This is a genomic window from Defluviitalea phaphyphila, assembly GCF_001466305.1.
Taxonomy (GTDB): domain Bacteria; phylum Bacillota; class Clostridia; order Lachnospirales; family Defluviitaleaceae; genus Defluviitalea_A; species Defluviitalea_A phaphyphila.
In genome coordinates, this window is the sequence record NZ_JWID01000004.1 from 63,336 (window position 1) to 78,389 (window position 15,054).

9 protein-coding genes are annotated in these 15,054 nt (G+C 29.3%); 1 reads left to right on the plus strand and 8 read right to left on the minus strand.

Going from position 1 to position 15,054, the window contains the following annotated elements; all coding sequences use genetic code 11:
• Positions 1-92 precede the first annotated feature (92 nt).
• The 6 genes from nadC to OM90_RS04210 all read right to left on the minus strand — a co-directional run bounded on the left by nadC (position 93) and on the right by OM90_RS04210 (position 7,925).
• A complete protein-coding gene (gene nadC / locus OM90_RS04185) occupies positions 93-926 on the minus strand; it encodes a carboxylating nicotinate-nucleotide diphosphorylase (protein ID WP_058485647.1) in 834 nt (277 codons plus the stop codon).
• On the minus strand, positions 919-2,436 hold the full coding sequence (locus tag OM90_RS04190) for an L-aspartate oxidase (RefSeq protein ID WP_058485648.1): 1,518 nt from the start codon (positions 2,434-2,436) through the stop codon (positions 919-921). The genes nadC and OM90_RS04190 overlap by 8 nt, the downstream gene beginning before the upstream one ends.
• Positions 2,429-3,355, minus strand: a complete 927-nt coding sequence (nadA, locus tag OM90_RS04195) for a quinolinate synthase NadA (RefSeq protein WP_058485649.1) — start codon at positions 3,353-3,355, stop codon at positions 2,429-2,431. The genes OM90_RS04190 and nadA overlap by 8 nt, the downstream gene beginning before the upstream one ends.
• Positions 3,356-3,541: 186 nt before the next feature.
• Positions 3,542-4,819: a SpoVR family protein gene (locus tag OM90_RS04200; protein WP_330381827.1), complete on the minus strand. Its 1,278-nt coding sequence runs from the start codon at positions 4,817-4,819 to the stop codon at positions 3,542-3,544.
• Positions 4,819-5,988, minus strand: a complete 1,170-nt coding sequence (gene yhbH, locus OM90_RS04205) for a sporulation protein YhbH (protein ID WP_058485651.1) — start codon at positions 5,986-5,988, stop codon at positions 4,819-4,821. Before yhbH ends, OM90_RS04200 begins: the two co-directional genes overlap by 1 nt.
• 8 nt (positions 5,989-5,996) lie before the next feature.
• Positions 5,997-7,925, minus strand: a complete 1,929-nt coding sequence (locus OM90_RS04210) for a PrkA family serine protein kinase (protein ID WP_058485652.1) — start codon at positions 7,923-7,925, stop codon at positions 5,997-5,999.
• A gap of 214 nt (positions 7,926-8,139) precedes the next feature.
• On the opposite strand from OM90_RS04210, the gene OM90_RS04215 reads away from it, so the two are divergent.
• Entirely contained in the window at positions 8,140-12,444 is a 4,305-nt protein-coding gene (locus OM90_RS04215) for a 2-hydroxyacyl-CoA dehydratase (protein ID WP_058485653.1), read from the plus strand.
• Between the two features lie 73 nt (positions 12,445-12,517).
• Here the strand turns inward: OM90_RS04215 and OM90_RS04220 are convergent, their stop codons facing one another.
• Together OM90_RS04220 and OM90_RS04225 are read right to left on the minus strand one after the other, a co-directional pair.
• On the minus strand, positions 12,518-13,834 hold the full coding sequence (locus tag OM90_RS04220; RefSeq protein WP_058485654.1) for a GumC family protein: 1,317 nt from the start codon (positions 13,832-13,834) through the stop codon (positions 12,518-12,520).
• A 79-nt stretch (positions 13,835-13,913) separates the two neighbouring features.
• The gene (locus OM90_RS04225; RefSeq protein WP_058485655.1) at positions 13,914-15,029 is read right to left on the minus strand and encodes a glycosyltransferase family 4 protein; all 1,116 of its coding nucleotides are present in this window, start codon (positions 15,027-15,029) and stop codon (positions 13,914-13,916) included.
• Positions 15,030-15,054: the final 25 nt, after the last annotated feature.

The window sequence follows — 15,054 nt, forward strand, 5'->3', positions numbered from 1 at the left end:
TTATGTCATGCCTTATTGTATAATAAAAAAACTAACTTGTCCACAAATACCCTTCTAATAGCTTGAAAGGAGATAAATTATGATTAGAAAATTTATATAAATTTTAAACTAATGTCCAATGCTTTTACTGAATGGGTTAAAGCTCCGCAGGATATAATATCAACTCCAGTTTTTGCTATATCCCTTACATTTTCCACAGTAATATTTCCTGAAGCTTCTAATAAAGCCCTGCCATTATTTATCTTTACTGCTTCTCTCATCATATCTAAAGACATATTATCAAGCATAATTATATCTGCCTTAGCATCTAAGGCTTCTTTTAACTGTTCTAAATTTTCTACTTCTATTTCTATTTTCATAGTATGGGGAATTTTGTTCCTGATTTTATTAATTGCCTCTTTTATTCCTCCTACTGCAAAAATATGATTGTCTTTAATAAGTACTCCATCAGATAAATTAAAGCGATGATTATAACCGCCTCCCATGGTAACAGCATACTTTTCTAGTACTCTTAATCCTGGAATAGTTTTTCTAGTATCTACTATTCTTACTTTTGTATCTTCAACTTCTTTTACCAAATTTCTAGTCATTGTAGCAATTCCTGATAATCTCTGTAATAAATTTAGAGCTGTTCTTTCACATTTTAATATTGAAGCTGTTTTGCCTTCTATACACGCTATTATTTCTCCTTTTTTGACAAAACTTCCGTCCTTTTTATAAATTTCAAATTCTATAGTATCATCAAAAAATTTAAAAACTCTTTTTGCCACTTCTATTCCTGCTATAACTCCATCTTCTTTGGCTATAAAATTTCCTTTAGAAATTTGAGATGGTGATATTAATGTATCTGTTGTAATATCTCCATAGTTCATATCTTCTAATAAAGCTCTTTTTATTATACTGTCAATATATATCTTGCTAAGCATTATAAACCTCCTTAGTATTTCTTATGGAATCTAAAATAACGACATCTGCAACAGTCATTTGATTTATCCATTCTATATGTTTTTGTTCCATATCATTTAAATTAGGACGTGTTTTTAAAATTTTAGATAAATTGTCATGTAATTTATATAACATAGTTTTATCCTTAATAATACCACAGTATTTTGTCATTTTACTCCTTAATTCTATCATATTTTTTTCAGTTATATGTAAGATAGTATTATAAGGTTTATCTTTTAATATTTTTTTAGATATATGATGATTTTTAAAAAATTTATTAATATTTTTAGCTACACGTCTTCCAAAAACTATAGCTTCTAATAAAGAATTACTAGCTAATCTATTTTGTCCATGGACTCCTGTACATGCACATTCTCCTACAGCATAAAGATATTCCATAGATGTTTTCCCATCTAAATCAACATCTACTCCTCCCATAAAATAATGAGCTACTGGAGCTACTGGAATCAAATCACAACTTATATTTATCCCTTGCTTTATACAATAATCATATATAGATGGAAAACGTTTTTTTAATATATCTTCAGATAAATGGGTAATATCTAAATATACATAAGGAATATTTTGTTTTTCTATTTCATAATAAATTGCTCTTGATACTATATCTCTTGGAGCTAATTCCTTTAAAGGATGTATTTTTTCCATAAAACGTTCCATATTTTCATTAAGCAGAACAGCTCCTTCTCCCCTAAGGGCTTCAGAAATAAGAAAACATCTTTCTTCCGCCTTTTTAGTATTAAAAAATCCCGTTGGATGAAATTGTACATAATCCATATCTTTAAGTTTTACATTTCCTCTTATGGCCATAGCTATACAATCTCCGCCAATACCTATATTATTAGTTGTTCTTTCATATATATGTCCTATCCCACCTCCAGCCAAAACAGTATATTGACTAAATATCTTTATATTTTTACCATTAATCCTAGCTAAAACTCCAAAACATTTATTATCGTCCCATAATAAATCAATAGCAAAGGCATCTTCAATTAAAGTAATATTTTTCTTTTTTATAACTTTTCTATAAAGAGTTTCTATAATTTTTGCTCCTGTTTTATCTCCTCCAGCATGAAGAATACGAGAAACTGAATGAGCTCCTTCCTTTCCTAAGGCATAAAAACCATCTTTTTCTAAATCAAATTTTACTCCTAAATTTATAAGGTTATCTATATTTTCATTTGCTTCATTAACTAATGTCCAAACAGCTTCTACATTATTAGTTCCCTTACCGCATACTATGGTGTCTTTAAAATGTTTTTTAGGACTATCTTCTTTTTTATTAATAGGAGCAGCTATTCCTCCTTGAGCAAGATAAGAATTACTTTCTATATAACTTCCCTTGCACAATATTATAATTTTAAATCTATCATCTAAGTTAAGGGCTGTATAAAGTCCTGCTATACCACAACCTATAATAATAATATCACTTTCAAGTAAATCTTCCTTTAATTTGAAATCTTTTTTAAACATAGTCTCGCCTCTTTGCAATTTCTATCATTCTTTCTAAGGGTTTTCTTGCTTTTATTAAAATATCTTCTTCTAATTTTATTTCATATCTATCTTCTTTTAAGCATTCCATTAGCTCTTTTAATCCAGTTTTTTTCATATTTCTACATAATAAATTTGAAGAAAGCATATAAAATTTCTTATCTTTATTATTTTTTTCTAAAGAAGTTAAAACTCCCTTTTCTGTTCCAATAATAAATTCTTTTTTATCTGAACTAGAAGCATAATTTATAATTTCAGAGGTACTTCCAATAAAATCTGCTAAACTTAAAACTTCTTTTTTACATTCAGGATGAACTAAGACTTCTGCATTAGGATATTTATTTTTTTTATCTATAACTTCTTTTGCAGTAACTAAATGATGAACAATACAAAAACCATCCCATACTAATATTTCTTTTTCGGGAACTTTTTCTCCTATATATGTTCCTAAATTTTTATCTGGAATAAATAATATTTGTTTTTCTTTTAAACTTTTTATAATTTTTACTGCATTAGAAGAAGTAACACAGACATCACTCTCTGCTTTAACTTCTGCGTAGGAATTAACATAACAAACTACTGCTGCATCAGGATATTTCTCTTTAGCTTTTCTTAATTCTTCTGCTGTAATCATATCCGCCATAGGACATCCTGCGTCATATACAGGAAGAAGTACTTTTTTATTAGGACATAAAATTTTGGCTGTTTCTGCCATAAAACGAACTCCACAAAAAACAATGGTATCTTCCTTAGCATTTAGGGCTGCTAAGGATAAAGCAAAAGAATCCCCCACTATATCAGCAAGATTTTGTATCTCTTCCCTTTGATAATTATGGGCTAAAATAAGGGCATTTTTCTTCTTTTTTAATTCTTTTATTTGAGAAATCAAGGAATTATCCATATAACTCTCTCCTTTTTATATAAAATAAACTCAATTTAAAGCTATTAATATATATATGTATATACATATGTATTAACACTATTTATAGCACTAATTTTATAAAATTGCAAGTTTTATAAAATTAGTTTTGATTTTAAACATTAAAAATCCCTATTTAGAATCTTCATCTAAATAGGGATTTTTATATTATATATTTTCTAATGAAATTTTATAATCGCTACTGCAGGTTATTCTTTTCTTACATTTATTTAAGATAGTTTCTAGTACTACTTTTCCTTCCCATAATTTTGCTATATATTTTAGGGTTTCAAAGGTATTTGATGTATCTAGTTCTCTTCCATCATATATATGTTCAAGACAAAGAGTGTTATCGCTTTTTATTAAATCCTTTACAATTATAGTTGGAATACTTCCCATACCAACGGTATCAGCTAGAGTATTCCTTATATTCTTCCAGCCATCTTCATTAGCCACCTCTGTTACTACATAATACATCTCTTCTTCTTCAAATTGTATTAAATTCATTTCTCTGCAAAGATCAAAAGTTAAATATTTTCTTATAAAAGATGAATCCCTTTCAAGAGCCCTTACTTCAAAAATCTTATCAATATCTTCATAGTTCTTTGTAATATCCTCCCATATTTTAAATCCCATATAATAAGGATTAATTCTTCCCTTTGAGGGACGAATAATTGAATTATGAACTTTTAAAAATTCTATATGATTCCCGGGGTCTAACTCTAAATCTTTAAGAATATTATAATGCCACCAACTAGCCCATCCTTCATTCATAATCTTTGTTTCTATTTGAGGAATAAAATATTTAGTTTCTTCCATTACTATGGTTAATATATCCTTTTCCCATTCTTCTAGCTCTCCATAATCTATTAAAAATTCTAATATATTTTCGTATTTATCTTCTTTTAAATTTTTCTTCTTTTTTTCTTTATTTTTATCTAAACTACATTGATATCTTATGGAATGGGCTGCATCTAAAATTTTTTCAACTTTTTCATAACCTATGCCGGGATTTTGTATATAAGAACGAATTCTACTAGCATGGCTTTTAAACATTTCTACTGCAAGATCTGCATTGGTATATTCTTTAAATAATCTATTATTTTTAAAAAAATCATTATGTCCATATACGTGAGCCATGGTTAATATTTGAAGAAGCAAGGTATTATCCTTCATTAAATATGCTATGGATGGATTGGAGTTTATAACCATTTCATAGGGAAGTCCTGTAATATTATATTTATATAAAGTTCTTAATTTTTCATAAGTCTTTCCAAAACTCCAGTGAGGATAATGTGAAGGCATTCCTACATAGGATTCGTAACATAACATATCTTCAAAACTTATTATTTCAAATTCTTGAGGATAAAAATCAAGCCCTTTCTTTATTGCTAAATTTTCTATTTTATTATTCCAATATTTTAATTCTTCCAATGAATAAGCCATCATAACCACCCTTCCGGGCTATTTTCTTTCTCTACATTTAATAATTTTACAAAGGAAGGCCACACTTCTTCTTTTCTAGAAATTCTCACCATAGCAAAATTAGGCTCTTTTATTTTCTCCTTATATTTATGCATAATCGTACTGGTATAATTATTGGTTTTGATTTCTCCATATCCAAATAAATTACAAACTTTGCAAAGCTCTATAGCACTTTCTATGGCTCTTTCATTATCTTCTCCCCAATTATCTCCATCACTACAATGAAAAGCATATACATTCCATAACTTTGGGTTATATCTTTCTTTTATAATTTCTAGTGCCTTTTTATATCCACTGCTTATATAAGTTCCTCCTGATTCCCCTTTATGAAAAAAATCATCCTCTGTTACTTCCTTTGCTACAGTGGTATGGGCTATAAATACTATCTCTACATGAAGATATTTAATCTTTATAAATTGATATAAAAGAAAATAAAAACTTCTAGCTAAATATTTTTTAGTATGACCCATAGACCCTGAAGTATCCATAATACATATAATAACTGCATTAGAATCCCTTTTTACTTTAGGTTTAAGCTTAAAATATCTTATATCTTCACTATGAAAAGGAAATCTTTCTTCTTCTTTTAATGTATTATTTCTTTTGGCTTGCTTTTTTCTTTTTATTTTTTCTATTACTGTATGTTTTTTAGAAATCCTAGGAGGAATTCCCTTATTTTTAATCCCCCAACGTTTACCAATACTATCTGATTCTACTTCTGTAAACTTTTTTCTATAAAGATAAGGAAGTTTAAGATCTTCAAATAAATATTGTATAGCATCTTCTATAGTTATTTCTGTTTCATATATATCTTCTCCTTCCTCATTACCTGCTCTTCCTTCTTCAAACTTATCCCTATATATATCTTTATCATATCTATCTCCCTTTTTCTCATTACCGTCTCCTGATCCTACCCGTCTTTGATTATTTCCATATTTAAAATAATATTCTTTTAAACCTTTTATAGGAATTTTTATTTTTTTATTTTTTGACTGTCCTATTATACTCTCTTCTGCGATGATATTTCCTATATTTTCTTTTATACTTTTTTCTACTAATTCTTTATGCCTTCTTCTATCTTCAGCACTTCTATCTGTCCTATACTTTTGAAATTCTCGAAAGATTGCCATACTATCACCTAATCTTTCCAGAGATTATTAGCTGCATATTTTAATATAACATTACAGCAATGATCACAATATCCATTTCTTTTCATTTCTTCTACCATAGCATCATATTTTTTATTTTGTTCCTCATCTCTTACCTTAGATTTTGTTATAATCCTAGAAAGTTCTCTAACTGAAGAAGTTAATTTTTTTTCTATGGCTTCTTTTAAAGGTTCATAACATGTATAATCTATTTTTCCTCCACTTCTTAAAACTGAAAACATATAAGAAGTTACATCTTGCCTAAAGCCCTTTGCAGCAGTCTTTGTAATTCCTAATTGCTGTTCTATAGAAGTTAAAAATTCCTCATCTGGTTCTAATTCTTCTCCTGTATTAGGGTCTTTTAATTTAGTTTTATTTACATAGGCTTCTGCATGGTCTAAATAATTATTAAATAAATCTTGAGCTTGTTCCCTATATCCATGAATAAAAGCCTTTGTTACTTCTTTTTCTAATATCTTATGATATTCCTTTTTAATAGTATCTTGTATAAAGCCTAAATATTTTTTCTTTAAATCTTCTGTCGCTGCCATCTCTTTTACTTCTTTAATTAAACATTCCATAACACTTAAAGGATTAATACAATCATACTCAGAATCAGAAAGAGCGTTATCTAAAGCCTTCATAATAAACCTAGTAGAAATTCCTGTCATGCCTTCTCTTGTAGCTTCTTCTTTTAATTCCATTACATCTATTCTCTTAGTTGTTCCCTTTTCTATAATCTCTTCTCCATTATAAATTTTTAATTTAGTCATAGGGTCTACTTTATTAGAAGGCGAAAGTCTCGTTAATATAGCAAACATAGAAGCAATTTCTATGGTATGAGGAGCTATATGAGCCTTAAAATTAGAATTTTTAAGTATTTTTTTATATATTTTTATTTCTTCATCTAATTCTAAACAATAAGGAACTTCTACCTTAACTATTCTATCTAAAATTGCTTCATTAGTATAGTCTGCCTTAAATTTATTCCACTCTGCTTCATTAGAATGAGCCAAAATTACTCCATCAAAATAAATCATAGACCCCTTACCAGGAGAAGGAATAGACTTTTCCTGAGTCGCAGTAATCATAGTATGAAGATATTCAACATCATTTTTAAATACTTCTATAAACTCTACAATTCCTCTATTTCCTACATTAAAAGCTCCATTTAAAGCAAAAACCCTAGGATCATCCTCAGGATATAAATCCATTTTTGATATATCTACTGAACCAATAAGGACAGAAGTATCTTGGTTATTAGAATCTACTGGTGGAACAACTCCTATTCCTTTTCTTGAACGAATAGAAAAATCAACATTAACTACTGGAAATTTTTCATATTCTCCTTTAAATTCGTTTTTAAGACGATACCTACATATAGGACAAAGATCCCCTTCAATTTTTACATTAAGTTCTTTTTCAAATTTAGGTCTTAGATGTTTAGGTATAAGATGAAGAGGTTCTTCCCTCATAGGGCACCCTTCTAGAGCATATATGTCTGGACTACTTTCTAATAATACTTTAAGTGCTTCTATAATAGATGATTTACCGGAACCAACTGGCCCCACAAGATATAAAACTTGCCTTGATTCTTCTCCTTTCATAGCTGCAGAATGAAAATACCTTACTATCTTCATTATTACATTATCAATTCCAAAAAAATCTTCTTTAAAAAAATTATATTTTTTTATTATATCTTTACCATAAATCCTTCTAAGTCTTGGATTTTCTTCTGTTTTAATTATTTCTACTCCATGTTCTAATATAAGTTTATAAAGTCTTTCATGGGAAAGAGCTGCTAAACTTGGATTTTCTTTTATAATATATAAATAATCCAATAAATTTCCTCTAAATTTTTGCTTTTTTCTTTCTTCCCTATCTTTTTTAATTAACTCTGAAAAATCAGTCATACTCATATTATCCCTCCTATATTATGCCAAAACCTTTTATATTTATGTTTACAAACTGCCTATTATAAATATATGGACTTCAATGAATGATATATGAATGAAAAGTAAAAAATCTTGACAAACTAACCTATTTTATCTATTATTTGATTATAAAAATATTATAATACCGGTCTTAAACTGAAAAGGTTTAAGACCTTGTATATATGAAGGGGATAATTATATGATAAATAATCTTCATATAGGATTAGATGTTGGATCAACTACTGTTAAATTAGTAATTATAGACAACGAGAATACGATTCTTTTTGCTCGCTATCAAAGACATTTTTCTGACATAAAAAAGACTATAATGAATATTTTAAATGAAGCTTATGAAGGTTTCTCTAAAGAACAAGTGACTATAAATATAACCGGTTCTGGAGGACTATCTGTTTCAAAATGGCTAAATGTTCCTTTTGTACAAGAAGTTATAGCAGGAGCAAAAGCCATAGAAACTTTCATCCCTCAAACTGATGTTGCCATAGAATTAGGAGGAGAAGACGCAAAAATAACTTATTTTGAAAATTCCATAGAACAAAGAATGAATGGAACTTGTGCTGGTGGAACAGGAGCCTTTATAGACCAAATGGCTAGCTTGCTTAAAACTGATGCAGCAGGATTAAATGAATTAGCTAAGAACTATAATACTATATACCCTATTGCAGCTAGATGTGGTGTTTTTGCAAAAACAGATATACAACCTCTTTTAAATGAAGGAGCTAAAAAAGAAGACATTGCTGCTTCAGTTTTTCAAGCTGTTGTAACCCAAACTATAAGTGGGCTTGCCTGTGGAAAACCTATAAGAGGAAATGTTGCTTTTCTTGGTGGACCTCTATCTTTTCTATCAGAACTTAGAACCCGTTTTATAGAAACTTTAAATCTAACTAAAGAACAAGCTATCTTACCAAAAAATGGAGAATACTTTGTAGCATTAGGAGCTGCTATTCTTTCTAAAACTAAAGATCCTATTTCATTTGAAACCTTGCATAAAAATCTCTCTGTTTTAGAAAAAGCTCAAGATTACGAAATTCCTAGAATACGACCCTTATTTTTAAATAAAGAAGAACTAGAAGAATTTAAGAAAAGACATAGCTTACATAAAGTTAAACGTAAAGAACTATCTACCTATGAAGGTAAATGCTTCTTAGGAATAGATGCAGGATCTACTACTACTAAAGCTGCTTTAATAGATGAAGAAGGAGCTCTTTTATATTCTTATTATGGAAGTAATGAAGGAAGCCCCCTATCATCAGCTATAAAAATTTTAAAAGACATATATAGTAAACTTCCTTCTAAGGCTTATATAGCCTATTCTGCTGTAACTGGTTATGGAGAGGCTTTACTTAAAGCTGCTCTTAAAATTGATATAGGTGAAATAGAGACAGTAGCTCACTATAAAGCAGCTAATTTCTTTCTTCCTGGGGTTGACTTTATCTTAGACATTGGTGGACAAGATATGAAATGCCTCCATGTAAAAGATGGAGTTATTGATAAAATCATGTTAAATGAAGCTTGTTCATCAGGCTGTGGTTCTTTTATAGAAACCTTTGCAAATTCTTTAAATATGAACGTTGCTGACTTTGCACAGGAAGCCCTATTTTCTAAAAACCCTGTAGACCTTGGCTCACGCTGTACCGTATTTATGAATTCTAGGGTAAAACAAGCTCAAAAAGAAGGAGCAAGTATAGGAGATTTATCCGCTGGGCTGTCTTATTCTGTTATAAAAAATGCTCTTTTTAAAGTAATAAAATTAAGAAATTCTAAAGAAATAGGAGATAAAGTAATAGTTCAAGGCGGTACTTTTTATAATGATGCCATCCTTAGAAGCTTTGAATTAGTTTCTGGAAAAGAAGCTATAAGACCTGATATAGCTGGAATCATGGGAGCTTTTGGAGCAGCTTTAATTGCAAAAGAACGACATAATGGACAAGAAAGTACTATTCTTTCTTCTGATATGTTAAATGATTTTCATACTGAAACTTCTCAAAAACGTTGTTCTCTATGCCCTAACCACTGCTACTTAACAGTTAATACCTTTTCTGATGGAAGACGTTTTGTATCAGGTAATCGCTGCGAAAGAGGAGCAGGTATAGAACTATCAAAAGAACATTTACCTAATTTATTTGATTATAAGTACAAAAGAATTTTTTCATATAAACCTCTTTCTAAAGAAAAAGCTAAAAGAGGTATTATAGGTATACCTAGAGTACTTAATATATATGAAAACTATCCTTTTTGGGCTACATTCTTTACTAAATTAGGCTTTAGGGTAGAATTATCTCCTAGATCATCAAAAGCTATTTACGAAATGGGAATAGAATCTATCCCATCAGAATCCGTTTGCTACCCTGCAAAACTAGTTCACGGACATATAATGAGTTTAATTAAAAAGGGAGTAAATAGAATATTTTATCCTTGTATCCCACATGAAAAGAAGGAACAACAAGAGGCAGATAATAATTTTAACTGCCCTATAGTAACTTCTTATCCTGAAGTTATAAAACATAACATGGAAATATTAAAAGAAAAAAATATAACTTTTATGAATCCATTTTTGCCCATGAACAATAAAAAAAGATTAACAGAAAGATTATACGAAGAATTCAAAGACATGAATATTTCCAAAAAAGAAATAATAGAAGCTGTTAATTTAGCCTGGGCTGAAGAACAAAGGGCAAAAGCAGATATAAGAAAAAAAGGAGAAGAAGTTTTAAAATATCTTGAAGAAAATAATAAAAAAGGAATAGTGTTAAGCGGAAGACCTTATCATATAGACCCAGAAATTCACCATGGAATTCCTGACCTTATTAATAGCTTAGGAATGGCAGTTCTTACTGAAGATTCTGTTGCTCATTTAGCTAAAGTAGATAGACCACTAAGAGTAGTTGATCAGTGGGTATATCACTCTAGATTATATGCCGCCGCTCATTTAGTAGGTACTAGAGATGATTTAGAGTTAGTTCAACTCAACTCTTTTGGATGCGGCTTAGACGCTGTAACAACAGACCAAGTTCAAGAAATTTTAAGTAAATACAAAAAAATATATACTACACTTAAAATAGATGAAGGAAATCAATTAGGAGCTGCTAGAATACGTCTTCGTTCTTTAAAAGCTGCTATGGAAGAAAGAACTAATTCTGATAACTTAAAAAATAATGAAAAAGTATCTACTAGCTTTAATAAAATTCCTTTTACTAAGGAAATGAAAGATACCTACACAATACTAGCTCCCCAAATGGCTCCTTATCAATTTGAACTTATTCAAGAAGCTTTTATATCCTCAGGATATAATTTAGAACTTCTACCCTCTGTGGATTATGAAGCTGTAAATGTTGGACTTAAATATGTAAATAATGATGCCTGCTATCCTTCTATAATAGTTGTTGGGCAACTTATATCAGCCCTTCAATCAGGAAAATATGACATAAATAAGACAGCTGTATTAATAACCCAAACTGGTGGAGGATGCCGTGCTACTAACTATATAGCATTCCTTAGAAAAGCTCTAAAAGATGCAGACATGGGGCATGTTCCTGTAATATCTTTAAATGCCCTAGGCCTTGAACATAATCCTGGATTTAAGATTACTCCAAAATTAATAAATAGAAGTATGATGGCTCTAGTATATGGCGATCTTCTTATGAGAGTTCTACTTAGAGTAAGACCTTATGAAAAAATAAAAGGTTCTGCTAATATGCTATATAGACAATGGGCTGAAAAATGTAAAAAAGCTATCCATAGGGGAAATCATAAAGAATTTAAAACTATAGTTAATCAAATAGTAGAAGACTTTGATAAATTAGAAATAAATGATATTAAAAAGCCAAAGGTAGGAATAGTAGGAGAAATTTTAGTTAAATTTCATCCAACAGCTAATAATAATGCCATAGGAGTAATAGAACAAGAAGGTGCTGAAGCAGTTGTCCCTGATTTAACTGATTTTCTACTATACTGTTCTTATAACCCAACTTTTAAACATGAAAAACTATCAGGAAGTCTTAAGGCAAAATGGGCTGGTTTAGGTGCTATAAAATTTATAGAGTTCTATCGAAAAGAAATGAAAAAAGCTCTAGAAAAAAGTAAACGTTTTAGCCCTCCTAAAACCATATTTGAATTAGCTAAAGGAGCTTCTAATATACTTTCCTTAGGAAATCAAACAGGAGAAGGTTGGTTTTTAACTGCTGAAATGATAGAACTTATAGAAGAAGGGGTAGAAAATATCATATGTATGCAGCCTTTTGCTTGTCTTCCTAACCATGTAACAGGAAAGGCCATGATAAAACCTCTAAAACAAAAATATCCAAATGCTAATATAGTTGCCATAGACTATGACCCTGGAGCTAGTGAAGTTAATCAATTAAATAGAATTAAGCTTATGCTTTCCGTTGCATTTAAAAATCTATCTTCATCTTTAGATACTAATTTAAAGCCTTCATTTGTTAATGAAGATACTAAGAAAAAAACAAAAGAGATATACTCATCATGATGAGTGTATCTCTTTCTTTTTTGTATATATTTTATAATTTAAAGCAATACTTTTATTAAATAAACATAATAATTTATTTTGAAGGATTACTAGTATTTTCCCAATATTCTTTAAAGAATACAACAAATACTCCTATCATTAATCCAAGCACTAACCCTATAGCTACATTAAGCTTTTTATTAGGAGATGCTGGTATATCTGGTGCTGTAGCTGGGGAAGATACTATAATACTAGCTCTTCCTATATCTGCTGCAGCATTTTGCTCTGCTTCATTTTTCTTTGTAAGATATGCTTGGAAAGATTGTTCAGCTAACTGATAATTTCTCATTACTTCATTATATTTATACTCTTCTGTAGCCAAAGTAGCCCTAAGGTTAGACAATCTTTCTTGAAGTTCTTCTATTTTTTGTTCTAATACTTCTTTTTCTGATATATTTTGAACTAATCTAGTTTCCATCTGAGTCCTTTGTGCTGTTAACATAGCACTTTCCAAAGCAGATGAATTAGATATATTAAATTCTAAGGATTGACCTATATTTATATCATTCCCTGTATTATTTATTGTATTATTATCAGTGTTTTCTTCATCAGTAGTAATATCTTTTACTTCTGATAATTCAATTTTCCCCTTAATCGCCTCAAGATCAATATTAGTAGACTTTATTCCATTTTCAGCTAAAGTCTCTAATGCTTTTATATCTGATTGTATTTGTTTTTCTACATCTATTAAATTCTGTTTATAATCCGTTAACTGCTGTCTAATAATTTCTATTTCCTGATTAAGCGTTTCTATATCCTCTGAATTAATAAGATAATCCCTTTTCTTTTGAGCTTCTTCATCTAAAGCCTGTTTTTCTATTTCTAATTGTTCAGTTATAGCCTCTACTGCCTGCTGACTCTTTTTCTTAGTCATATCAGTAATAAAATCTATAAACTTGTCACCTAAAGTATTAGCAATTTTAGCTGCTAACTCTGGGTCCTTATCTTTAACTGTTACTTTTATAAGATTAGTATCATCTATAACTTCTACATTTATCTTATTTTTCAAATCACTAACTTTAATTTTCTCGTCATTTTTATCCTTTAAATCTAATTCGTCAATAACAGCTTGTAATACTTCTGCATTTGAAAACTGCTCTTTATAAGTTTCTAAAGTCATTTCTGGATATTGACTAATGGTATCTAAAACATCTGAACTATCAATAATTTCTTTACTCTGCTGAGATCCTATAGGATTAGCTAACAAAGTTGTATTAGCTTCGTATACTTTTGGCATAGCAAAGCTAATAACAATAGATATAATAACAGTTACTGCTGTAATAATCCCTATTAGCTTTTTCCCTTTTAAAATAACTTCTATAAGCTCTCTTAAGCTGATTTCTTCTTCCATTATGTATCCTCCTATATCTTATCCATATTCAACCTTTATAATTATATTATAAATTAGGTTATTGTTCAATAGTAGAACATTAAATATACTTTTCATATATTTTTTTCATTTCTTTTAATACTTTATCTATAGAATAATCCTTTATAATATTTTGTGAATTTAATCCCATTTTGTTTCTTAATTCTCTATCATTTATTAATTTTTCCAAAGCCTTGGCTGTAAGATTAATATCATCTATTTTAACTAAATAACCATTAACTCCATCTTTTACTAAATCCCTACTTCCCCTTATATCCGTAGCTATAATGGGCAGACCTGTTGCCATAGCTTCCATCATAGCCCTAGGAAGACCTTCTCTTTTAGAAGTTAAAATAAAAATATCACTAATAGCTAAAATATCTGGTATATCTCTTCTGTATCCTAAAAAATGTATATTTTTTGATAAGTCCATATCTTTTACATAAGATTTTAAGTTTTTCTCTTTAGCTCCATCTCCTACAAAAAGTAAATGTAAATTAGAATTTATTATTTTAGCAAAAGCATCTATTATCTGCTTTTGATTTTTATTTTTAGTAAATTCTCCTATAGATAATACTAATATATCTTCTTTATAAAACCCCATCTTTTCTTTTTTAAGCTGCTTATTAGAATCTTTACAAGAATATTTTTCTATGGGAACTCCTACTCCAGAAACATAATATAAGGCATCTTTTTCTCTTAATTTAAAATCTCTAGCCCTATTATAATCCTCCTTATTAATAGTAATAAGCCCATCAGTCCATTTAGCAGCTATCCTTTCTAAAGGATAGTATATAAGCCAATTAAGTATAGGTGCTTTTTTATAAAAATGAAAACCATGGGCTGTATAAAGTACAGGCTTTGTATTAGTATTTTTTGCAGCAAGCCTTCCTAAAAAGGCAGCTACAGGAGTATGTACATGAACTAAATCAAACTTAATTTTAGACATTAATTTTTTAAGCATAAAATATGCATTAAAAATCTTAGGAGAATACGGACTCCTTACAAAATCTATGTTATGAAAGACAACTCCTAAGTCTTCTAATTCCTTAACTCTATCTCCAGCTTTAGCAGCAATATGAACTTCTATCCCCCTATTTTTAAAATAATTTATATAAGGAATATGAAAAGCTGTAAAGTGAAAATCCACACTAGCAATCATAAGTATTTTCTTCATTATCTTATCCTTCCGTACATTATTA